This is a genomic window from Micromonospora sp. NPDC005215, assembly GCF_040607915.1.
Lineage (GTDB): Bacteria > Actinomycetota > Actinomycetes > Mycobacteriales > Micromonosporaceae > Micromonospora.
In genome coordinates this window covers 46,868-68,631 of the sequence record NZ_JBEXHQ010000041.1, presented here as the reverse complement: position 1 = coordinate 68,631, position 21,764 = coordinate 46,868, and the positions used below count along the sequence as shown (strand labels likewise).

Here is a 21,764-nt window from a genome sequence, read left to right as displayed (position 1 = left end):
GAGCGGTATACCTCAGAGTCATATTCATACCTCTGAGGTATACCGCTCATCAGCACATGGACCTGGCGGGCCAGCCACAGCGGAGGGCAGAGGACGTGGGCAACGGGTCGCCGACGGCGTCCGGACCGGCGACTTCGGCTACGTGTTCGGCTCCCGGTACGTCGATGTCGCAGGCGACGACCGGCGGTGGAGGTTTCTCGACGAGCACGGGCTCACCACCGGCCCGATCCGGCCGGAGATCTTTCCATCCAACCGTCGACCCGAGCCGTGCACGCGACGAACGCCTGACCGCGTATCCGGGGTAGCCTCGGCGTCGTGCTGCGGCGGTGGATCCTGGCGATCGTGATGGTGGCGTGTGGCGTGCTGGTCCTGGTGGCGCAACTGGCCGCCGGTCTGCCGGCCGTCGGCGGCGTCGAGTTGTTGATCTTCCTGGCGCTGGCATTCGTGCTGTCGCCGTGGGCGTTCCCCCGGTCGGCGGACGCCGCCGAGGCGCAGCGGGCCAGCGCGGCGGACGGACGACCGGTCGTGTACTGGCGCCCCGGCTGTCGATACTGCCTCCAGCTCCGGTTCTCGCTCGGCCGGCTCGCCCGGCGGGCGCACTGGGTGGACATCTGGCACGACCCGGCGGGTGCCGCCGCGGTCCGCGCGGTGGCCGGCGGCAACGAGACAGTGCCCACCGTCGTGCTCGGCGGTAAGGCGGTGGTGAACCCCGACCGGGCCTGGCTCCGCGAGCAGCTCCGCTCGGGCTGAGCACGCCGACGGTCGACGGACGGTGTCATCGCGCCAGCGCGTCGCGGCGACGGGGGAGAGCCGGCGGCCGGTTACGGCAAACCTTCCCGCAGTGGCCCCGGTTGCCGGCACCATGAGATGGATTGCCAAGTGGCGCGGTGAGCGGGGGTCGGCCGTGAACGACGGATTGGTGACCAGGCGGAGCGCCCGCGATGTCGGCGAGACAGTTTCGGCGCTGCGGGCTGAGGCGGAACGCGTGGGCGCTGCGGTGGCAGCGGTGGTCGACCATGCGGCGGCCGCGCGTAAGGCCGGGCTGACCATGCCCGACACGCAGGTCATCATCTTCGGCAACCCGCAGGCGGGCACACCGCTCATGCAGGCCCGTCCCGAGATCGCCATGGACCTGCCCATGCGACTCAAGGTGCGCGACGACGGCCAGCCCGGGGCGCTGATCACCTGGCAGGACCCCGCGTACCTCGCCCAGCGCTACGGACTGGGCGAGGACCAGCTCGCGCCTCTGCACGCCCCGGCCAAGATTGCCGCCACGGTCGACGGCCACTGAGCGCGGCCCGAGTCGGTGCGTCGAGAGGCGGCTCGGGCCGGAGCGTGCAGCGACCGGTCACCGCGTCACGGCAGGGTTTCCGCGCGCAGACGTCGATGACCCTGCCGGTGAGCAGGAACGCGGCCTTCTGTGGGAGCCGTCTGGGAGTGGGCACTCGAATCTCCTCCGACGCTGGACAGTGGACGGTGGATCGTGTGTTGTCGGCGGAGCTGTCCCAGATCGAGCCGGGGCGTGCCGGCCTGTCCCTGACCACTCTGGAAGACCAGGCTGACCGCATCCTCACCGGGTACCACCGGATCCGACTGTTCCGACTCGTCCTCACCACGCTGGACGAGCGGCTCGACTTCGTCCGAACGCTGCACCAGCAACTGGTCGGCCGGCTCCAGGACCGCCGTTCCCGTCTGCTCAACGAACTGGTCCTGGCCTTCACCTTCCTCAACATCTTCGCCATCGTGCTCGCCGCCCTCACCTTCGTGGCGCTGCCGAGCCTCGATGTGGGGCTCGTGGCGTCGATGATCGGGACGGTGATGCTGCTGCTGAACCTGGGCGCGTACCTCGTCTTCCGGCGTCAGATCAACGACCCGGGCTCAAACGCACGCGCGACTCCCGTGTGATGCCCCGGGCGCGCGACGGCTTCACCGCGGAGCAGCGGCAGCAGCTGCGTACCCTGGCGTTCGATCTCCGGCAGGTAGGGCGTGTCGGAGAGCACGAAGTGCGTGATGCCGAGACTCGCGTACCTGCGCAGTGATCGCGCCACGTCCTCGGCCGAGCCGACCAACCAGGTGGTGCCGGCCCCGCCGCCGCCGTACCTGCCGGGGGCGGTGTAGAGGTTGTCGTCGAGCACGTCTCCCCGCGCGGCGAGGTCGAGCAGCCGCCGCTGGCCGACGGCGGCCTGCCGGTGCGGGTGGCGTTCGATGCCGCCGGCGCGGTGCGCCAGCTGGGCAACCTTCGCCTCGGCGTCGGCCCACGCCTGCTCGGTGGTGTCCCGGACCACTGTGGTGATCCGTAGCCCGAACTCCAACGGGGCGTGCTCGCGCCCCAGTTTCTCGCTGAGCTGCTTCAGCCGCCCGATCCGCTCGGCCACGCCGTCGAGCGGCTCGCCCCAGAAGAGCTGGACGTCGGCCTCGGTGGCGGCCACCTCCTCGGCGGCGGCCGAGGCGCCACCGAAGTACAGCGGTGGGTGCCGGCGCTCGCCACGGACGACCGGTCGGGGCGCCAGGGCGGAGTCGGTGACGCTGAAGTGCGCGCCGCGATAGGTGACGGTGTCGTCGGTCCACAACCTGCGCACGATCTGGATGAACTCTCGGGTCCGGGCGTACCGGGCGGCCTGGTCGCCGTCGGTGTCGCCGTACGCGGCCAGGTTGTCCTTGCCCGAGACGATGTTGATGAGCACCCGCCCCTGGGTGAGGTGGTCCAACGTCGCGGCGGCAGCGGCGAGGTTGGCCGGACGCCAGTAGCCGGGCCGGATCGCGATCAGCGGTTGGAATGTCGTAGTGCGGGAGGCCAGTGCGGTGGCGACAGTGAAGGTGTCGGGGCGACTCCAGCCGGTACCGATGAGCGCGCCGGACCACCCGTGCTGCTCGATGGCCTGGGCGTGACCGGTCAGGGTGTCGAGACTGTTGTGCTGCTGGACGACGTCGTCGCCGCGGTGGCCAGGTTCGACCTGGTTGGGGATGTACCAGAGGAACGTCGACCTCGTCAGCCGGTCCTTCTGCTCGGTCGGGGGAGCCGGTGGGGTGTCCCACCGCGACGTCGGTGGGGCCAGGGTGTCGCGCGCGTCCGCGATCGGCGTCCGTTCGCCGGTCACCGGACATCCTCGGCGAGGTGGGGCGACGACGCGCCGCGACGTCGGTGCGCCGGGTCGGTCAGCGACGGCGGCTGGTATCCGGCGTCGGCGGGGTTCAGCGTGGTGCCCGGCGGGACGATGGCGTCGATGCGGTCCAGCACGTCGCGGGACAGGGTCACCTTGGCCGCGCCGAGCTGCGACTCCAGATGGGTCATCGTGCGCGGGCCGATGATCGCCGACGTGACGGCCGGGTGCTCCAGAACGAACGCGAGAGCCAGGTGGATCAGCGACAACCCGGCCTCGTCGGCGAGGGCGGCCAGCTTGTCGACGGCGGCGAGCTTGGCGGCGTTCGCCGGCCGGGTCGGGTCGAACCGGGCGGGGAGCCGGTCGGCCCGGCGGGAGATCGGGGCGTCGAGCCCGCCGTGGTAACGCCCGGAGAGCCATCCGCCGGCCAGCGGGCTCCACGGGATCACCGCCAGCCCGTGGCGCTGCGCCACCGGCAGCACCTCGCGTTCGATCTCGCGGGCCAGGATCGAGTACGGCGGCTGCTCGCTGACCACCCGTTCCCGGCCGCGCCGCCGCGCGAGCCACTGACCCTCCACGATGGCCGACGGCTCGAAGGTGGAGGTGCCGATGTAGCGGATCTTGCCCTGGTGTACCAGGTCGGTGAGCGCGCCCAGGGTCTCGTCGAAGTCGGTGTCCGGCTCCGGCCGGTGCGCCTGGTACAGGTCGATCCAGTCGGTGCCCAGCCGGCGCAGGCTGTGCTCCACGGCCCGGATGATCCAGCGGCGGGAGTTGCCCCGGTGCTGCGGGTCGTCGCCCACCTGGCCGTGGAACTTGGTGGCGAGGAAGACCTCGTCGCGACGCCCCCCGGCGAGGGCCTTGCCGACGATCTCCTCCGACTCGCCCTGCGAGTAGACGTCGGCGGTGTCGATGGCGTTGATTCCCGCGTCGAGCGCCCGGTGGATGATCCGGATGCCGTCCTCGTGGTCGGGGTTACCCCGTTGGCCGAAGTTCATCGCGCCCAGCGTCAGCGAGCTGATCCGTACGCCGGTGCGCCCGAAAGGTCGTTGATCGACCATCGTTCGTCCTCTCCAGGTGGTCAGTGGGAAACGGCGGCGAGCCGCCGTGCGGACTGGTTGACCGGGCGGGGCAGCCCGTAGTGGTCGCGCAGGGTGGTCCCGGTGTACTCGGTGCGGAACAGACCCCGGCGCTGGAGGATCGGCACGACGTGGTCGACGAACGTCTCCAGCCCGGACGGCAGCACCGGCGGCATGATGTTGAAGCCGTCGGCGGCGCCGCTGCGGTACCACTCCTCGATGGCGTCGGCGACCTGCTCCGGCGTGCCGGCGAAGGTGCGGTGCCCGCGTCCGCCGCCGAGCCGGCCGATGAGCTGGCGTACGGTCAGGTGTTCCCGCCGGGCCAGGGTGACGATCAGCGTGTACCTGCTCTTGGCGCCCTCGATCTCGTCCTCGCTGGGCAGGTCGGGGGGCAGTTCCCGGTCCAGGTCGAGGTCCTCCGGGGCGACCCGCAGCGTGGTGGCGAGCTGGGCTCTCGCGTACTCGGGTTTGATCAACCGATCCAGCTCCTCCTCCAGCGCGCGGGCCTCCGCCTCGGTGGCGCCGACCGCAGGCACGATGCCGGGCAGGATCTTGACGGTGTCAGGGTCGCGGCCGAACTGCGCGGCACGCCGCTTGAGGTCGCGGTAGAAGCCCTGCGCCTCGGTGAGCGTCTGCTGTGCGGTGAAGACGGCCTCGGCGTACCGGGCGGCCAACTCCTTGCCGTCCTCGGACGACCCGGCCTGCACCAGCAGCGGGTAGCCCTGCGGTGAGCGGGGCACGTTGAGCGGGCCGGCAACCCGGAAGTGCCGTCCGACGTGGCGGGGCGGGTAGAGCAGGGCGTCGTCGCCCCACCGGCCGGCGTCCTTGTCGCCGAGTGGCGCTTCGTCGTCCCAGCTGTCCCAGAGCTTGAGCGAGACCTCCAGGAACTCGGCGGCTCGCTCGTAGCGGTCCCGGTGGGCGGGCAGCTCGTCCAGGTTGAAGTTGCGAGCCGCGTCCACGCCGGCGGTGGTGACGATGTTCCACCCCGCCCGGCCGCCGCTGATGTGGTCCAGCGAAGCGAACCGGCGGGCCAGGTTGAACGGCTCGTTGTACGTCGTCGAGGCTGTCGCGATGAGCCCGATGTGGTTGGTCGCGCCGGCCAGCGCGGTGAGCAGCACCGTCGGTTCGAGGGTGCCCGCCGGCCGCCGGCCGATGCTGTTCCAGAGCACCGGGCTGTCGGCGAGGAAGAGCGAGTCGAGCTTGCCCCGCTCGGCGATGCGCGCCAGGCGCGTGAAGTGCTCGACGTCGGTCTGCGCGAACGGGTCGCTCTCCGGCAGCCGCCAGGCCGCCTCGTGGTGGCCGACGCCCATCAGGAACGCGTTGAGGTGCAGCATGGTCATCCCTCCGTCGGGTCGACGCCGAGTGCGCGGAGCAGGGTTTCGCGGTACGCGAGGAATTGCGGCTGCCGGTACGAGCGTGGGGCCGGCAGGTCGATGGCGAGGTCGACGGCGATCCGACCCGCGTCGAGGAGCAGCACCCGGTCGGCCAGGGTGATCGCCTCGTCGACGTCGTGGGTGACGAGCAGGACCGTGGGCCGGTGCCGGGCGCACAGTTCACGCAGCAGGCCGTGCATGCGGAGTCGGGTCAGCGCGTCCAGCGCACCGAACGGCTCGTCGGCGAGCAGCAGGTCCGGCTCGGACACCAGCGCCCGGGCCAGCGCCACCCGTTGCTGCTCGCCACCGGACAGCTCGTTGGGCCAGGCCCGCTCCCGCCCCGCCAGGCCGACCTCGGCCAGTGCCGCGTGGCCGCGCTGGTAGGCGTCCGGACCGCGCAGGCCGAGGACGACGTTGTCCAGCACCCGCTGCCAGGGCAGCAGCCGGGCGTCCTGGAAGACGACCGAGGAGTTCTCCGGCACGTCGACCAGGCCCGAGCCGGTGGCGTCGCCGTCCAGGCCGGCGAGCGCACGCAGCAGGGTGCTCTTGCCCGAGCCGCTGCGGCCCAGCAGCGCGACGAACTCGCCAGCGCCGATCTCCAGGTCGAACCCGTCCAGGACGGCCCGATCCCCGAAGCCGCGGCTCAACCCCTCGACCCGGACGGTACGGGTGGCGGTCAGTCCGCCATGGTGCGTCGCCACGACAGGGCCCTCCTCTGCGCGAGCCGGACGGCGCCGTCGGACAGCAGCCCGAGGAGTCCGTACAGCACGAGTCCGACGATGATCACGTCGGTCTGGCCGTACCCGCGGGCCAGTTCCATCATGTAGCCGATGCCGCTTGTCGAGTTGATCTGCTCGACGACCACCAGGGACAGCCACGCCCCGACAACCGCGAACCGCATGCCGAGCAGGAAGCCGGGCAGCGCTCCGGGCAGCACGATCCGGCGGAGGAAGGCGGTCCGCCGCAGTCGCAGCGACTCGCCCAGCTCGACGTACCGGCTGTCGATGGTGCGCAGCCCGTTGTGGGTGTGTATGTAGACGGGGACGAACACGCCGAGCGTGATGGTGATGACCTTCATCTGCTCACCGATGCCGAACCAGAGGACGAGCAGCGGGATCAGCGCGAGGGCCGGGATGGCCCGCTTGATCTGGATCGGACCGTCGAGGATGGCCTCACCCCAGCGGCTCAGGCCCGCGAGCACGGCCAGCACGGTGCCGACAACGGTGCCGATGGCGAGGCCCAGGCCGGCGCGCTGGGCCGAGATGGCCAGGTTGTCCTGTAGCCGGCCGTCGGCGATGAGGTCACCCGCCGTCGTCACCACGGTCCAGGGCGCCGACAGGGTACGGCTGTCGATCCAGCCGACTGCCGAACCGGCCGCCCACCCCGCCAGGAGCAGGAGCGGACCGATCGCCGCCCCGAACGGGATGGGGCGACCCGGCTTCAGCCGACGCCGCGGGCGGCTGGCGGAAACGGTGGCGGCCGGCCGGGGCCGGGTCAGTGTCGAGGCGCTCACTGGGCACCTCCCACGGTCAGGGCCTGCGCGGCGACGGATTCGTACCGTCGGTCGTACAGGCTCTCGGCCCTGAGGGGTTTGTTGCCCGTCTCCCTGGCCAGCAGATCGATGGTTTCCTGGTGCCGGCCGATGGCCTCGGTCCAACTGGCCGGGATGTCGGCCAGGCCGGCGTTCTCGACCAGCCACCTGCCGTCGTCGCGGGTCAGTCCCTGGTCCTTGACGTAGTACCGCTCGATCCACTCGTCGGGGTTGGCCTCGCGCCACCGCCAGGCCCGCGCCCACGCCTGCACGTACTCGCGGATCGCCGCCGCCTTGGCCGGGTCGCCGAGCACGGTGACCGGCGCGTACAGGTGACCGGGGTCGTCGCGCAGTCCGTGTGCGATGGCTGTCGCGCCGTCGCGGCCGTACCTGGTCTCGTAGCGTTTGATCTGCACGCCCCCGATCGGCGCCACCTCGACCTGGCGGCTGGCGAGCGCTGTCACGTAGACGTCCCCGGTGCTCGGCAGCTCGATCAGCTTGACGTCCTTCTTGCCGAGGCCGGCCTTCTGCAGGACCCGCAGCACCAGCGCTCCCTGCGCCTGTCCCGGGCTGTACGCGATCTTCTTCCCCCGGAGGTCGGCGAGGGTGGCGACAGTGACACCGGGTGCGATGCCGAGCCGGTAGAGGGCGTGGTTGAGGGGGTCCTGGCGGTACTTCGAGGCGACGATCTTCGTGGGGATGCCCGTCCAGTGCGAGTGGATCGGCGGGATGTCCGCCACCGCACCGACGTCCAGCGCCTTCGCGCGGAATGCCTCAAGGGTCTGTGGGCCGCCGCTGATGTTCGCCCACTCCACCTCGAAGGTCAGCTTCTCCGCCTCTCCGGAGAACTCGATCGCCTTCTGGTGCTCCTTGTCTCCGATGACGAGCTTGGTGTCCTTCGGTACGGCCTGTGGCAGTGGCGCGCCGGCGGCCAGGGCCACGGCGGGTGTCTCGTCGCCGGCGCAGGCGGTCAGGCCCAGCGTGGCCACGCCGAGGGTGGCGGACAGGACGGCCCGGCGATTCAGGAGGGGTGGTGACGTCACTTGCGACTCCTTCGTAGCTGGTTGCACGACGGGACCGCGCCCCACGCGGTCGGGGGGCGGCGCCGTCGCCGTGACTGCCGATCAGCGGCTCGGCGAGCACGATCGCGTGCGCGCCGCCGGGCACCCGTTGGGTGACCGGACAGGAGCCAGGCACTCGGCTCGGCGCACATCCGTTTGTTGGTTCGAGGAGGCGGCTGCCGGTCGTCGTCGAGCCGGCGGCGCCGCGGGTGGGAGAGGCGGGTAACGCTCGCTCAGCGGCAGCAGCCGCAGGCGGCGGTCCAGCCACGGCAGCATCCCCGCGACACCGCGATGGCGGTGCCCCGAAGCAGGGTGTGCTGGCTGGTCATGGATACGACGCTAACCCACAATCCCTATGTGTCAAGTAGGATTTCATGCCCTGGGACGCGCGAGGTGCGACAATAGATAGAAATACGTGAATCTTTAGCCGAAGGCTCACACCCCGACGCCGGGTCAGACCTGAGGGAGCCAGCGCCATGACCATGCCACGTCGAGGACGCGTACCCGCCCCGGTCCGCTCGGTCCTCGCCGCCGTGTCCCTCCTCGTGGTGGGGGTGCTCGCCAGCGCCGGTCCGGCCGACGCCGCCGAACCGCCGCACCGGGTGGACAACCCGTACGTCGGAGCCCGGGTCTACGTCAATCCCGAGTGGGCCGCGCACGCTGCCGCCGAGCCCGGCGGTGCCGCGGTCGCCGGTCAGCCGACCGCCGTCTGGCTGGACCGGATCGCCCGGATCGAGGGAAAAGACGGGGTGCTGGGCCTGCGCGAGCATCTGGACGCGGCCCTGGCGCAGCGCGCCGACCTCGTCCAGGTGACCCTCTACAACCTGCCGGCCCGCGACTGCGGCCGGCGAGCCCCGCAGGGTGAGCTGTCGATCGAGGACGGCACCCGCTACCGGGCCGAGTTCATCGACCCGATCGTCGAGATCCTCGCCGCTCCCCGCTACGCCAAACTGCGGATCGTCGCCTTCGTCGAGCCGAACTCACTGCCCAACCTCGTCGTCAACACCGGCACCCGTTACACCGCCACCCCGGCCTGCGACGAGGTGCTGGCACGCGGCACCTACCTGGACGGGATCGGGTACGCCCTGTCCCGGCTCGGCGGCGTGCGCAACGTCTACCCGTACCTGGACATCAGTCACCACGGCGAGGTCGGCTGGCCGGAGGACTCCGCCGCGCTGACGGCGCTGCTGCGCCAGGCCGCGACCTCCGCCGGCAGCACGGTGGCCAACGTGCACGGCTTCGTCGCCAACACCGCCAACTACTCCGTCCTGCGCGAGGAGCACTTCCGCGCCGACGACGTCATCAACGGCCAACCGGTGTACCAGTCGAGGTGGGTCGACTGGAACCCGTTCGTCGACGAGGTGCCCTTCGCGCAACACCTGCGTGCACAGCTGACCGGAGTGGGCTTCTCCCCGGCGGCGGGTGTCGTGGTCGACACCTCGCGCAACGGCTGGGGTGGCCCGAACCGACCCACCGGGCCGGCGACCGCGGGCGACGTGAACCGTTACGTCGACGGCAGCCGGATCGACCGGCGGGCCTTCGTCGGGAACTGGTGCAACCAGGTCGGCTCCGGCCTCGGCCACCGACCCACCACCGAACCGGAGCCGGGCATCGACGCCTACGTGTGGGTCAAGCCGCCCGGCGAGTCCGACGGCGCCACCGGGAGCCCGAACACGGGTCGGCCGTACGAGCCGTTGTGCGACCCGTACTACCTCCCGCCGCGCGGTTTCCCGTACGACACCGGGGCGATGCCGGCCGCCCCGCCGATCGGCGAGTGGTTCCCGGCGCACTTCCGTCAGCTGCTGCGCAATGCCTGGCCGCCGGTGTGACAGTCGTTCCGGTTCGGCGGCACCGGCGCGGGGACCGGTGTCGGACTCACTAACCTGGCCGACGTGACGGCATTCGACTGGACCGCGTTGTCGGCCGCGAGGAACGCGAGACCGGACGCGACTCCGGGGACGATCAACCATGCGTTGCGGTTTCTGGAGGATCTTCTGGAAGAGACCGATCACGTGTGCACCTTCACGCTCACCGACGGACCGCTGCTGGGCGACGTGAGCACTGCCGTGGACGCGTTGCTGCCGACGAGTTGTCGGGCTTCCCGCCTGGCGCCGGTCAGCTCCTGGTCCACGCTGGTCGACGCGGCGCTTCCCGGGCTGTTCCTCCCCGGGCATCCGGCGTACGTGTGGGCCGAGCGGATGCCAGCCCGGCAGTTGGCCGAGTCGGTCGCCGGCTGGGTCCTGGCACTGCTGCGGCGGATCTGGCCGGGCTCCGTGGAGTCCTGGGAGCTCACCGTCGACACCAGCCACTGGTACGAGGCCGTCTACGTCGATCTCGTCGTCCGGGTGGACGAGCGGGTGTGGCTGCACACCTCGGGCTCAGCGACTGACGGCACCGGGCCTCGTTGCCCGGCCGCCACGCGGGGAGCGGAATAGGCTTCAGCCATGAGTGGCCTGCTGAGCGACACCCGGAACTCGACGAACCCCCTTCGCCAGCTCCCGATCGACCAGCTGCGCCAACGGACGAGCCTCAAGTGGCGGGAGTACCCCGACGACGTGCTGCCGCTCTGGGTAGCGGAGATGGACGTGCCGCTGGCCGAACCGGTCGCCTCGGCGATCACCGACGCGGTCGCGCGCGGCGACACCGGCTACCCCGCCGGAACGGCGTACCCGCAGGCGCTGGCGGAGTTCGCCCGGCGGCGGTGGGGTTGGGACGGACTGGCGGTGGAGCGCACCGCGCTGGTCCCCGACGTGATGCACGGCGTCGTCGAGGCGCTGCGGCTGGTCACCGAGCCGGGGGACGCGGTGGTCGTCAACTGTCCGGTCTACCCGCCGTTCTACGAGTTCGTGGCGCACGCCGACCGCCGGATCGTGGAGGCGCCGCTCGGCGCTGACCTGCGGCTCGACCTCGGAGCGCTGCAGGAGGCGTTCCGCCGGGCTCGGATCGGCGGGCGAGGGGCGGCGTACCTGCTGTGCAGCCCGCACAACCCGACCGGTGTCCTGCACACCGCGGCCGAGTTGGCCGCCGTCGCCGGGCTGGCCGGGCGGCACGGGGTGCGGGTGGTCGCCGACGAGATCCACGCTCCAGTGGTGGAGGCGGGAGCGCGCTTCGTGCCGTACCTCTCGGTGCCCGGCGCTGAGGACGGCCTGTCGCTCATGTCGGCCTCCAAGGGGTGGAACCTGGCCGGCCTGCGCGGCGGGCTGCTCATCGCCGGCCCGGCCGCGGCCGGGGACCTCGCCCGCGTTCCGTTCGGGGTCAGCGTCGGCACCAGCCACCTCGGCGTGATCGCGCACACCGCCGCCTTTCGCGACAGCGGCGAGTGGCTCGATGCCCTGCTGGCCGGCTTGGACGACAACCGTCGGCTGCTCGCCGCGCTGCTCGGCGAGCACCTGCCGGCGATCCGGTACCAACCTGGTCAGGCCACGTACCTCGCCTGGCTCGACTGCCGCGCCCTCGGCCTCGGCGACGACCCCGCCGCGGTGTTCCTCGATCGTGGTCGCGTGGCGCTCAACTCGGGGTTGGCCTTCGGCACCGGCGGCGTCGGGCACGTCCGGCTGAACCTGGCCACCGCACCGGAGCTGATCACCGAGGCGGTACGCCGGATGGCGTCCGCCGTCGCCGGATAGGTCTGGTCACCGCCACAGCCGGATGTCCACTCGGGACGTTCCGGTCGCTGCGATCTCCACCCGGGCTCGATGCCGACCCGGACCAGGGCTGACCGCCAGCGGTCCGGCCGGCGGGGACAGGTGCGGTGGGTGACGTCAGTTGTCATGCTGGAGGGATGAGCCTGCCGCCCAAGATGCTCGTCGCGCTCGGGATGTTCCTGGCCGGCATGATCGGCTGTGTCGTCGTGCTGAGCGGCCTGGGCCTGGACCAGGCGGAGAAGTGGGCCTCGGTGGTCGGGGTGTTCGTCTCCGCCGGCATCGGCGCGGCAGGTCTGGTGCTCGGCTGGCGTGCCCTGCGACAGCCCGGCGCGACGGCTGGGTCGGCAGCTGTTTCGGCTACCCGTACGGGCCCCGCGGTGGCCCGTGGTCCGGGCAGTAGGGCGAACACCGGTGTGTCCGGGGTGGCGCCGGGCGGGTCAACGGTCGCGGGGTCGGGCGCCGCCGAGGCGGAGGACGGCGGACGCGCGAACACGGGCGTCGAGAACCCGTGAGGTCAGGTGGCCGGTGAGTGAGTATGCGGACATCCGGGTGCGCGGGACCGGCTCGGCCACGGCAGCGTACGGCGGGGTGGCGATCTCCGGAGTGGTCAACGGCCCGGTGGTCGTGCAGCCCCGGCCGGTCGCCCGATCGGCGTACCTGCGGCAGGTGCAGCGCATCGCACCAGCGGTGCTGCTCGCTCGCTCGCTCGAGCTGGCTGAGTTGGGTGATTTCTGTACCAGTCCGGAGGCTGGTCCGTATCGCCTGCTACGCGCCGGGCCCTGGGCCGGTAAGTCGGCCCTGACCTCGTGGTTCGTCCTGCACCCTCCGGCCGACGTGGACATCGTCTCGTTCTTCGTCACCGCACGGTTCGCCGGGCAGAGTGACCGGGTGGCCTTCACCGAGGTCGTCATCGAGCAGTTGGCCGAGCTGCTGGACGAGCCGATGCCGAGCCAGCTGACCGACGCGACCCGCGACCAGTGCTTTCTCGACATGCTCGGGCGGGCCACCGAGTCGCGGCGAGCTGCGGGGCGCCGACTGGTCCTGCTGGTCGATGGTCTGGACGAGGACCGTGGCGTCGTCGCCGGACCCGATGCCCACAGCATCGCGGCCCTGCTGCCCGCCGCACCACAGGCCGGTCTGCGGATCATCGTTGCCGGGCGACCCAATCCACCGATTCCCGCTGACGTCGCGGACGGACACCCGCTGCGTGACCAGTCGACGGTTCGGGCGCTGACACCGTCGCCGGCCGCCACCGTCGTCCGCGCGGACATGCTGCGAGAACTCAGCCGGCTGCTCAGAGGGGCGCCCACCGAGCAGGACATGCTCGGTCTGCTCGTCGCCGCCGGTGGCGGTCTGAGCGCAGCCGACCTGTCCGAGCTGCTCGACGTGCCGGCCTGGGAGGTCGAGGAGCACCTGACGACGGTCGCCGGCCGCTCGTTCACGCCTCGACCCAACCGGTGGCATCGGGCGGCGCCTCCGGTGTATGTGCTCGGCCACGAGGAGGTGCAGCTCCTGGCGGTGGACCGGATCGGTCCGGCCGGGTTGACCGCCTACCGGCACCGACTGCACGAGTGGGCTGACCGGTACCGGGCCGGGGGCTGGCCGGCAGCCACCCCCGAATATCTGCTCCGGGGGTGGTTTCGGCTGCTGGAGGCGACCAGGGATGTCTCCCGGATGGTCCAGTGCGCCACCGACGAAGCTCGGCATGATCGAATGCTCGACCTCAGCGGCGGCGACACCGCCGCGCTGATCGAGATCGACCGGGGGCGAGACGCCTGTCTCGCCGATCCGGTGCCGGATCTCCCCTCGCTGGCCCGCATCGCGGTGCACCGGAGTCGGCTGGTCGAACGCAACGCCAACCTGCCCCGGGGGCTACCCGCCGTCTGGGCGGTGCTGGGGCGGGAGTCCCGCGCGGAGGCGCTGACCCGGTCGATGCCGACGCCGGAGTTCGAGGTGGAGGCGTGCCTGGATGTCGCCCACGTCCTGATGAGAAAGGGGAACGAGGAGGGCGCCGCCGCCTTCGTCGGCAGCGCGGAGGCGGCCGTGCGGCGGGTCGTCGACGAGGACGTCCGGCCGACACTGATCGCTCGGGTGATCGTGGCGAGCGTGTACGTGGGCGACATCCGGCAGGCGATCCTGCTGGCGAAGGCGGTAGGACCGGCGGAGCAACGCGTCGAGCAGATGACGACGGTCGCCAGAATGATGGCCGAGCACGGCGAGAGGGAGGCTGGCCTGACGTTGGCGGACCAGGCCACCGAGGCAGCCTGGCGGCTCACCGGGGTCGGCGAACGCTGCCAGGCGCTCGCTGGTCTCGTCGACGTCCGCGTGGGCTACGGCGCGCTGGCGGCGGCCCGCGCGCTGGCCCGGTCGATCAGCGAGTTCGTCACCACGATCACCGATCCCACCGAGCTGGCGGTGGCGTGGTCAGCTGCCTGCGAGGCGCACGTGCTCGCCGGAGACGCGGCGGAGGCGGCCCGGCTGCTGGGGCTGGCAGTGGAGGCGGTCTCGACGGCCGAGTCCGTCGGCGCGCGCCACCTGATCCGGGTCGCGATCCTGATTCGGGACGTGGACACCGCCGAGGCGCTGGCGCGCTCCACATCAGGCCTGAACGACTGTGCCGAGGAGTTTGTCGCCGCCGCCGAAGCGGCCGACCCGCAGTGGGCGCTGACCCTCGTGGGCCGGTTGGCACGGCTGGCGCGGGAGCTTGCCGACCCGAACGAGCGGGCAAGGGCGTTCGGCCAGGCAATTTCGATCATGACGAACCTCGGCGCCACCTCCGAGGCCGGCACCCTGGCCCAGCAGGCGACCGTGATCGTGCTGACCGAGCCGTTGGCCGACGGACGAGGCGGACCTCGACTGTCGCACGGATTGACCACCCTCGCCGGCGCGGTGGCGGGCGCTGGTCGCCTCGATCTGGCGGCCCGCCTCACTGACCTGTTACCCGACCCGCAAGCGAGGGACAGAGCCCTGGCTGATGCGGCTTCGGCAGCTGCGCACGCTGGGCACCTGGACCTCGCCGAGCGGATGGTCCCGTCCATCACCGACGACGCCATGCGCCGCTCTGCCCTGCTCCGACTCATATCCGTGGTCGTTCCCCACGATCCCGACCGGGCGGTCCGGCTCATCGACGAGGTTGACGATCCCGCAAGTCAGGCTGCCGCCTACACCGCGCTGGCCAGGCGAGCGGCGGAGAACGGGGAGAAGGACCGCGGCTACGCGCTGGCGATCCGGGCCGAGACGACCGCCAGGTCGGTACTCGACCTGGACCGCCATCTGTCGGCACTGCGCGCACTGGTCACTGTCACTGAACGAGACGGGCTTCGCGAGGCGGTCCGGCGGGTCGTACCAGCCGTCCTGGCCTCTCCCGCCGACCTGCGCGGGGCTCGTGTCGATGTGGCGATGGACCTGCTCAGTCGCCTCGGTGAGCAGGAGGAGGTCACCCGGCTCGCCGAGACGACCCAAATGGAGTTCAGCGGCCTGGTGGGGACCCGCAGCACCTTCCGTTCGACCCGGCCCGCTACCTACATCGCCTGTGTCAGATCGGCGGAGTGCGGGGACGTCGAGCGGGCCGAACAGCTACTGAGGTCGATCGGTAACAGCTACCTGAGGTCTCAAACAGGCGTCGTGGTGGCCAAGGCCCTGGCCCGGGCCGGCAGCCTCCACTGGGCGGCCGAGACCGCCGCCTCGATCACCCATCCCTACTACCAGGCGGACGCGCGTTTCGCCGTTGCTGACGCGCTCGCCATCGCGGGGGCGATGACGAGCGCCAGCAGCGTCGTCGCGGAGTCGCCAACGCCGTACTACAGGGCATGGGTGTCCACGAAGCTCGTCGACAGTGCGGTCAGCGTCGACGACAGGGACGCGGCGGGCGACTGGGCGCGGTTCGCCGAGACGGCGGCGGCCGAGATCACCCAACCGTACTGGCGGGCCTCTGCCGTGGCGAGACTGGCGATTGCTGTCGTGGCGGCAGCGGATCACGAGTGGGGCGTCGCGCTGACCGGCCAGGCCGAGCGTCTGCTGGACCGGATCGCCGGCGCGAACCAGGCGCTGCGCGCGACAGCCGCCACCCTCGACGCTGTCGCCGCGCTGGGCGACGACGCACGGTTCGAAGCCCTCGCTCGCCGCGCCGATGACCTGCTACTGGCCATCAACGAGCCGTACGCCCGTGCCTGCGGGGCCGCCGCGCTTGCCCGGGCCTTCCTCGGCAGGGGTGACCTGGGCGAAACCGAGCGGATCCTGGCTTCGCTGGGCGAGGTCGACGGGCGCCAGAACCTGGTGGTGACGCTGGTGAAAGCCGTCGCGGTACGCGACGGCGTGGACGCTGCCGAGGTGAGGGCCGGCCTCGCGGGCGATCCCCTGCTGCGGGTGGGCGCGCTCGCGCAGGCTGCCATGACCAGTGGCCCCGAACTGGCCGGGCCGCTCGTCGCCCGCGCGCTGGGCGGCGGCGAGTGGACGGCGTCGGTCGACGCCCTCGCGTCGATCTGCCCCCTCGCGGTGGACGCCCTCGTCGACGAGTACCTTCGAGTGCTGCCCTGAGGCCCGTTGCGTAAACAGGCTGGCCGGCCTGCGGACGTCGACTCCGAGAGCGTGGTGGGGCGGGGACAATCGTGGGCGTGCCACCTGCCTTCGTGCTGCACCACCACCGCAAGCCGCGACCGCACTTCGACCTGCGGCTTGAGGAAGCTGGTGTGCTGCGTTCCTGGGCGGTGCCCCGCGGCCTGCCGGACAATCCCCGCGGCAATCGGCTCGCGATCGCCGTGGCGGACCACCACCTCGATCACCTCACCTACGAGGACGCGGACAAGTCGATCGCCGACATCGGCACGTGGGAGGAGCACGACCGCGACGAACGCCGCCTGCTGTTCACGTTGCACGGCCGCGCCGGCCGACGACGGTACGCGCTCATCCGCACGGGCGAGGGGTGGCTGCTGCACCTGACGAAGGAGCAACCCTCGGACGAGTGAAGGGACCGGATGTTTCGGTCTCGCGTGACGGGTAATCAGGCGCACCGGCGTGGCCGTGGTGGCCGTGGTGGAACAGTGGCACGGAGTAAGGGAGTGCGTGTTATGTCTGATCCGCAGCCCACCGTCGTTCTCGTACACGGGGCGTTCGCCGAGTCGGCGAGCTGGAACGGCGTGATCGAGCGGCTGGGCGCCGCGTACGACGTGGTCGCCGCCGCCAACCCACTGCGGGAGGTCGCCGGCGACGCCGCATACCTGCGGGACGTGGTACGCGGGATCGGCGGCCCGGTCATCCTCGTCGGACACTCCTACGGTGGCATGGTGATCACGCAGGCCGCTGCCGACGAACCATTGGTGCGGGCCCTCGTGTACGTCAACGCCTTCTCCCCGGACACCGGTGAGTCGGCGCTGTCGCTGTCCGGAAAGTTCCCCGGCAGCACGCTCGCCGACACGCTGGTGCAGTACCCGCTGTCGACCGGCGGCAATGAGGTGGCGATCGGCCAGGACACCTTCCACAAGCAGTTCGTCGCGGACGTGTCGGCCGACGTCGCCGCGCTCATGGCCCGCACCCAGCGGCCGATCACCGAGAAGGCCCTGGGTGACGGGCTCACCGGCGACCCGGCCTGGCGATCGCTGCCCAGCTGGTTCGTGTTCGGGGACGCCGACAACAACATCCCGGTCGCCGCGCATCGGTTCATGGCCGAGCGGGCCCAACCGCGGGGCCAGCGTGAGGTCGTCGGCGGCTCGCACGCCATGGTGGTGGCCCTGCCGAGTGAGGTCGCCGAGACGATCATCGAGGCGGTCCGGGGCGTGGGCGGCTGACGTCCGCTCTCGGTGGGCACGTCGTAGACCGCTGGTGCCGTCGCGGTCGGCCGGGGTGCCGCACGTCTGCTGGTCTGCGGCCCTGCGACACGACGCGGGGCCGCTGTCGTCCGTCCACCAGCGGTTCGCGCCGGCTGGTCCCGACGATGTCGCAGTGCGTGTCGGTGTCGGCGAGGACCCACCGACGGCTCGGTCGCGACCGGCGAGGACCGACCGGTCCGGGGTGTCGGGGTCGGTGCACGACAATCGCGTCCATCCCCGTTCATGATCAGTTATCGAGCGGTCGGAATTAGCGCGTCCTAATGGCGATGGCGGATCCGAGTCGGATCCATGACGCAGGCGTAATCGAGGCCTTACTGGCCAACGATCCTGCGTGCTAGCCTGCCTCAAATCTCGCAGGTGACGCCCCAATTCGGCACCGATTGTCTCGGGTGATTGTTGGAGGGCACATGGACAGACTGCAGGCTCTTGCGGTTATTCGTGAGGTTGCGGTCGAGGTGCTGGTGGTCGAGCCAGAGGCGGTGACCGAGGACGCCGACTTCCGCAAGGATCTCGACGCGGAGAGCCTCGACCTGGTGGAGCTGTTGATGGCGCTGGAGGACCGGCTCGGAATCCGGTTGCCGGAGGACGGGCTGCGCGGGATCAACACCGTTGGGCAGGCGCTCGACATGGTCCTCGACGGTGGGGCCGGCGATGTCACTGAAGGCGGCGTCGTTGCCGAGGGCGCCGGGGTGGTGGGGGAGGCCGAACGGAAGACGCCCGCCTGATGGAGGGCGACAGTCCCGTCCGGCACCGGGTTGCCGTGACCGGGGTGAGCGCCAGGACACCTGCCGGCGACACCGCCGACGCACTGTGGTCGGTGCTGCGCTCCGGGCGTTCCGTCATCGGCCCGATCCGCAGCTTCGACGCCTCCGGGCTCGCCACCCGCATCGCGGGTGAGATTCAGGGCTTCGATCCGACCGCCCACCTCAGTCCGAAAATGGTCCGGCAGACCGATCGCGTCAGCCAACTCGCCTTCGCGGCGGCGCTGGACGCGTTCGCCGACGCAGACCCCAGGCAGTTCGACCCGGACCGGTGCGCGGTAGTGGTCGGCACCGGCATGGGCGGATCGGACAGCTTCTACCGGCAGGTCCGCGCGTTCATCGAAAACGGTCCGGACCGGATCAGTCCGTGGGCGATCCCGATGATCATGCCGAACGCGGCGGCGTCCCTCATCGCCCGGCAGCTACGGTGGCGCGGGCCGAACTTCTGCATCTCGACCGCCTGCACGGCCGGTGCCAACGCGATCGGCGAAGGCGTCCGACTCATCCGTGACGGCAGCGCCGACGTCGTCCTGGCCGGCGGCGCGGAGGCGGCGGTCAACCCCATCGTGGTCGCCGGGTTCGCCCGGATGCACGCGCTGAGCACCCGCAATGCCGAGCCCGAGACCGCCTCGCGTCCGTTCGACGGCGCACGGGACGGCTTCGTGCTCGCCGAGGGCGCGGCCTTCGTGCTCCTGGAGCGCCTCGACCGGGCGCTGGCCCGGGGCGCCCGCATCCACGGTGAGGTCGCCGGCTACGGGTTCAACAGCGACGCGTACCACTCCACAATGCCGCACCCGGAAGGGCGCGGGGCCGTTCACTGCATGCGCCTGGCGCTGCGCGACGCCGGCGTCGACCCGGCCGACGTCGGCCACATCAACGCGCACGGCACCTCGACGACGCTCAACGACGCCGCCGAGGCGCAGGCCATCCACACCGTCTTCGGTGGCGCCGCGCCGCCGACCACCTCGACGAAGGGTGCGCTGGGACACCTGATCGGGGCCGCCGGTGCGGTCGAGGTCGTCGCATCGCTGCTCGCTCTGCGCCATGGCGAGATTCCGCCAACGGCCAACCTGCGCACCCGCGGGTCCGACATCCCCATCGACGTCGTCGCCGACGCCCCGCGCACCGGCCGTCCCGGCCCGATCCTGACGAACTCGTTCGGGTTCGGCGGGCACAACGCCTCGCTGGTGCTCGCCTCCGTCGACGACGCCGGCGCCATCGTCAACTCCAACTGAAGCATCCGCACCGTCCAACTGAGACAAGGTGGTCGAGGGTGAACGTCCAGGCCGCCCCTGCGGGGGCCGGCAGCGTCATCGACAGCATCGGCGTCGCACTGCCCGACCGGGTCATGACCACCCGCGAGGTGCTCGACGGTTGCCGGAGCCGGCTGGCACTGCCGCTAGAACAGACCACCGGCATCGTCTCGCGGCGCATCGCTGGCGACGCCGAGTACGCCCTCGACCTGGCCACCCGGGCCGCCGAGGACTGCGTCTCCCGCTCGTCGATCGGGCTTGGCGACGTCGACCTGCTCATCAGCGCCAGCATCTCGCGGGTCGACAGCCCGGACCGCTCGACCTACGAGCCGTCGGCCGCCACCCAGCTGCGCCACCGGCTCGGCTGCGAACGGGCGTGGGCGTTCGACGTGACGAACGCGTGTGCCGGCCAGTTCACCGGCATCTACTTCGCCGACGCGCTCATCCGGGCCGGCGAGATCGGTTCGGCGCTGATCGTCAGCGGGGAGTACATCTCCCACCTGATGCGCACCGCCCAGCTGGAGATCGCCGACGAGCTGGACGCCCGCATCGCCTGCCTGACGCTCGGTGACGCGGGCGCGGCGGTCCTGCTGACCCGGGCCGACGACGGGCCGGGGGGCTTCGAGCACATCGGCATCCGTACCGTCGGCCGATACCACAACCTGTGCGTGGCCGGGCCGACCGATCGGCCGCACGGTGGCGTGATCATGAAGACCGACATGATGGGTCTGGCGGCCGCCGGCATCCGGGAGATGGTGGCGCACACGCAGCAGGCCCTCGGCACGATGGGCCTGTCGCCGACGGACTTCGACCGGTTCATCCCGCACCAGACGTCGACGCTGGCCATCCAGGCCGCCGTCCGGCGCACGAACAAGGTCTTCGGCGGCGTGGTCCTGGACGAACGGGACGTCATAAACAACCTGCCGAGGCGCGGCAACACCGCGACCACGACGCACCCGGTCGCGCTGCGCGACGCGAGCCTCGACGGGCGGATCCGGACCGGCGACCGGGTGCTGTTCGAGGTCGCCGCGTCCGGCGTCAACGTCGGCACCGCCGCGTACCGGCTGGACGGGCTGCCCGACCGGCTCGCCCGGGGGATCCGGTCACCGCGGACCGCGCCCCCGCGCCGCCGCCCGGCACCATGGCCGCACCCGGTGCGCGCCGTCGCGATCGGCCTCGCCGAACCCGGACCCGGACCCGCAGCCGGACCCGGACCCGCAGCCGGACCCGAACCCGCAGCCGGACCCGGACCCGGAGCCGAACCCGGACCCGGACCCGGAGCCGGTCCCGAACCCGCGGCCGGCGCGACGACGCTCCAGCTCATCCGCGCCGCCACCGACGACTGCCTGCGCCGGGCGGGCGTCCGCGCCTCCGGCGTCGACCTGCTCATCCACGTCGGGGTGTACCGCACCGGCATGATCGCCGAGCCGGCGATCGCGGCGATCGCCGCGGGCGAACTCGGCTTCGACGGCAGCACCGCCGCCACCGGCGAACTCCTCGCCTTCGACGTCACAAACGGCGCGCTCGGCACGCTCGACGGCTGCCGGATCGCCGCCGAACTCATCCGGGCCGGCAAGGCCGACACCGCCGTCGTGGTCGCCTCCGAGGTCGAGCAGCGCGAGCCCGGCGCCGCCGGACCGGCGGTGGCCAGGTGCGGCTCGGCGGTGCTGCTGCGCCTCGACCCCGACCGGGCCAGCGGCTTCCTGGGCTTCCACAGCCGCTCCGTCGCGACACCCGCCCCCGAGCGGGGCGCCTGGGCGATGCAGGACGGCGGGTACAACTTCATCCGCGCGACCGACCGCACCGAGCCCGCCGCGGCGTACGCCGAGCACCTGCCCACGGTCGTCGCCGAGTTGCTGGACCGTATGCGGGTGCGGCCGGACGCGATCCGCGCGGTAGTGCCGCCCTGGCTGCCACCGCCGGTCGAGCGCCGGCTGCGCGACACCTGGCCGGTGCTCGGTCCGCGGCTGGCCACGCTGCCGCCCGCCTCGGACGGCACCGACCTGTTCACCTCGGCCCTGCCGGTCGGTCTGCGCGCCGTGTCCGCTGGCGGCGGCGTTTCGCCAGGCGAACTCGTGGTGGTCGTCGGCGCGAGCACCGGCATGGAGATCGGCGCCGCGCTGTACCGCATCTGAAGGG

Annotated in this window: 19 protein-coding genes; 13 read left to right on the top strand and 6 right to left on the bottom strand. The window is 71.7% G+C overall.

Features of this window, described 5'->3' with window-relative positions; all coding sequences use genetic code 11:
• The first annotated feature begins 315 nt into the window (after positions 1 to 315).
• The 3 genes from ABZU25_RS26050 (at position 316) to ABZU25_RS26040 (ending at position 1,905) form a co-directional block, all read left to right on the top strand.
• Positions 316 to 750, top strand: a complete 435-nt coding sequence (locus ABZU25_RS26050) for a glutaredoxin domain-containing protein (RefSeq protein ID WP_355031990.1) — start codon at positions 316 to 318, stop codon at positions 748 to 750.
• A 169-nt stretch (positions 751 to 919) separates the two neighbouring features.
• Complete coding sequence (locus ABZU25_RS26045) at positions 920 to 1,291, top strand: DUF302 domain-containing protein (RefSeq protein WP_355031989.1); 372 nt, start codon at positions 920 to 922, stop codon at positions 1,289 to 1,291.
• A 185-nt stretch (positions 1,292 to 1,476) separates the two neighbouring features.
• Positions 1,477 to 1,905 carry a hypothetical protein gene (locus tag ABZU25_RS26040; protein ID WP_355031988.1) on the top strand — a complete coding sequence of 143 codons (429 nt, stop codon included), beginning with the start codon at positions 1,477 to 1,479 and terminating at the stop codon, positions 1,903 to 1,905.
• Here ABZU25_RS26040 and ABZU25_RS26035 read toward each other — a convergent pair.
• Genes ABZU25_RS26035 through ABZU25_RS26010 form a run of 6 tightly spaced genes read right to left on the bottom strand, consistent with a single transcriptional unit; the run spans position 1,860 to position 8,124 of the window.
• Positions 1,860 to 3,098, bottom strand: coding sequence for an LLM class flavin-dependent oxidoreductase (locus tag ABZU25_RS26035; RefSeq protein ID WP_355031987.1), 1,239 nt, complete (start codon positions 3,096 to 3,098; stop codon positions 1,860 to 1,862). The two genes, ABZU25_RS26040 and ABZU25_RS26035, sit on opposite strands and share 46 nt — an antisense overlap.
• Positions 3,095 to 4,159 carry an aldo/keto reductase gene (locus ABZU25_RS26030; protein WP_355031986.1) on the bottom strand — a complete coding sequence of 355 codons (1,065 nt, stop codon included), beginning with the start codon at positions 4,157 to 4,159 and terminating at the stop codon, positions 3,095 to 3,097. Before ABZU25_RS26030 ends, ABZU25_RS26035 begins: the two co-directional genes overlap by 4 nt.
• Positions 4,160 to 4,179: 20 nt before the next feature.
• Positions 4,180 to 5,511, bottom strand: a complete 1,332-nt coding sequence (locus ABZU25_RS26025) for an LLM class flavin-dependent oxidoreductase (RefSeq protein WP_355031985.1) — start codon at positions 5,509 to 5,511, stop codon at positions 4,180 to 4,182.
• A gap of 2 nt (positions 5,512 to 5,513) precedes the next feature.
• Positions 5,514 to 6,251, bottom strand: a complete 738-nt coding sequence (locus ABZU25_RS26020) for an ABC transporter ATP-binding protein (protein WP_355031984.1) — start codon at positions 6,249 to 6,251, stop codon at positions 5,514 to 5,516.
• A complete protein-coding gene (locus tag ABZU25_RS26015) occupies positions 6,227 to 7,063 on the bottom strand; it encodes an ABC transporter permease (RefSeq protein WP_355031983.1) in 837 nt (278 codons plus the stop codon). The genes ABZU25_RS26020 and ABZU25_RS26015 overlap by 25 nt, the downstream gene beginning before the upstream one ends.
• On the bottom strand, positions 7,060 to 8,124 hold the full coding sequence (locus ABZU25_RS26010) for an ABC transporter substrate-binding protein (protein WP_355031982.1): 1,065 nt from the start codon (positions 8,122 to 8,124) through the stop codon (positions 7,060 to 7,062). Before ABZU25_RS26010 ends, ABZU25_RS26015 begins: the two co-directional genes overlap by 4 nt.
• A gap of 494 nt (positions 8,125 to 8,618) precedes the next feature.
• Here ABZU25_RS26010 and ABZU25_RS26005 point away from each other — a divergent pair, with 494 nt between their 5' ends.
• The 10 genes from ABZU25_RS26005 (at position 8,619) to ABZU25_RS25960 (ending at position 21,760) form a co-directional block, all read left to right on the top strand.
• On the top strand, positions 8,619 to 9,971 hold the full coding sequence (locus ABZU25_RS26005) for a glycoside hydrolase family 6 protein (protein WP_355031981.1): 1,353 nt from the start codon (positions 8,619 to 8,621) through the stop codon (positions 9,969 to 9,971).
• A gap of 63 nt (positions 9,972 to 10,034) precedes the next feature.
• Positions 10,035 to 10,577 (top strand): hypothetical protein, encoded by a 543-nt coding sequence (locus tag ABZU25_RS26000; protein WP_355031980.1) that lies wholly within the window; start codon positions 10,035 to 10,037, stop codon positions 10,575 to 10,577.
• 9 nt (positions 10,578 to 10,586) lie between these two features.
• Entirely contained in the window at positions 10,587 to 11,768 is a 1,182-nt protein-coding gene (locus tag ABZU25_RS25995) for a MalY/PatB family protein (protein ID WP_355031979.1), read from the top strand.
• 155 nt (positions 11,769 to 11,923) lie between these two features.
• Positions 11,924 to 12,298 (top strand): hypothetical protein, encoded by a 375-nt coding sequence (locus tag ABZU25_RS25990; RefSeq protein WP_355031978.1) that lies wholly within the window; start codon positions 11,924 to 11,926, stop codon positions 12,296 to 12,298.
• Between the two features lie 13 nt (positions 12,299 to 12,311).
• Positions 12,312 to 16,322, top strand: coding sequence for a hypothetical protein (locus tag ABZU25_RS25985; RefSeq protein ID WP_355031977.1), 4,011 nt, complete (start codon positions 12,312 to 12,314; stop codon positions 16,320 to 16,322).
• A gap of 77 nt (positions 16,323 to 16,399) precedes the next feature.
• Complete coding sequence (locus ABZU25_RS25980) at positions 16,400 to 16,750, top strand: DNA polymerase ligase N-terminal domain-containing protein (protein ID WP_355031976.1); 351 nt, start codon at positions 16,400 to 16,402, stop codon at positions 16,748 to 16,750.
• A gap of 102 nt (positions 16,751 to 16,852) precedes the next feature.
• Positions 16,853 to 17,569: an alpha/beta hydrolase gene (locus ABZU25_RS25975; RefSeq protein WP_355031975.1), complete on the top strand. Its 717-nt coding sequence runs from the start codon at positions 16,853 to 16,855 to the stop codon at positions 17,567 to 17,569.
• 449 nt (positions 17,570 to 18,018) lie between these two features.
• Entirely contained in the window at positions 18,019 to 18,336 is a 318-nt protein-coding gene (locus tag ABZU25_RS25970; RefSeq protein WP_355031974.1) for an acyl carrier protein, read from the top strand.
• Positions 18,336 to 19,607 (top strand): beta-ketoacyl-[acyl-carrier-protein] synthase family protein, encoded by a 1,272-nt coding sequence (locus tag ABZU25_RS25965; protein WP_355031973.1) that lies wholly within the window; start codon positions 18,336 to 18,338, stop codon positions 19,605 to 19,607. Before ABZU25_RS25970 ends, ABZU25_RS25965 begins: the two co-directional genes overlap by 1 nt.
• A 38-nt stretch (positions 19,608 to 19,645) precedes the next feature.
• Positions 19,646 to 21,760, top strand: a complete 2,115-nt coding sequence (locus tag ABZU25_RS25960) for a 3-oxoacyl-[acyl-carrier-protein] synthase III C-terminal domain-containing protein (RefSeq protein ID WP_355031972.1) — start codon at positions 19,646 to 19,648, stop codon at positions 21,758 to 21,760.
• Positions 21,761 to 21,764 lie beyond the last annotated feature (4 nt).

What these genes read in the sequence shown, in the direction of transcription:
- ABZU25_RS26030 (WP_355031986.1), bottom strand. Translation starts at nt 4,159, where the DNA reads ATGGTCGATCAACGACCTTTCGGGCGCACCGGCGTACGGATCAGCTCG.
- ABZU25_RS26025 (WP_355031985.1), bottom strand. Translation starts at nt 5,511, where the DNA reads ATGCTGCACCTCAACGCGTTCCTGATGGGCGTCGGCCACCACGAGGCG.
- ABZU25_RS26005 (WP_355031981.1), top strand. Translation starts at nt 8,619, where the DNA reads ATGACCATGCCACGTCGAGGACGCGTACCCGCCCCGGTCCGCTCGGTC.
- ABZU25_RS25995 (WP_355031979.1), top strand. Translation starts at nt 10,587, where the DNA reads ATGAGTGGCCTGCTGAGCGACACCCGGAACTCGACGAACCCCCTTCGC.
- ABZU25_RS25990 (WP_355031978.1), top strand. Translation starts at nt 11,924, where the DNA reads ATGAGCCTGCCGCCCAAGATGCTCGTCGCGCTCGGGATGTTCCTGGCC.
- ABZU25_RS25975 (WP_355031975.1), top strand. Translation starts at nt 16,853, where the DNA reads ATGTCTGATCCGCAGCCCACCGTCGTTCTCGTACACGGGGCGTTCGCC.
- ABZU25_RS25970 (WP_355031974.1), top strand. Translation starts at nt 18,019, where the DNA reads ATGGACAGACTGCAGGCTCTTGCGGTTATTCGTGAGGTTGCGGTCGAG.
- ABZU25_RS25965 (WP_355031973.1), top strand. Translation starts at nt 18,336, where the DNA reads ATGGAGGGCGACAGTCCCGTCCGGCACCGGGTTGCCGTGACCGGGGTG.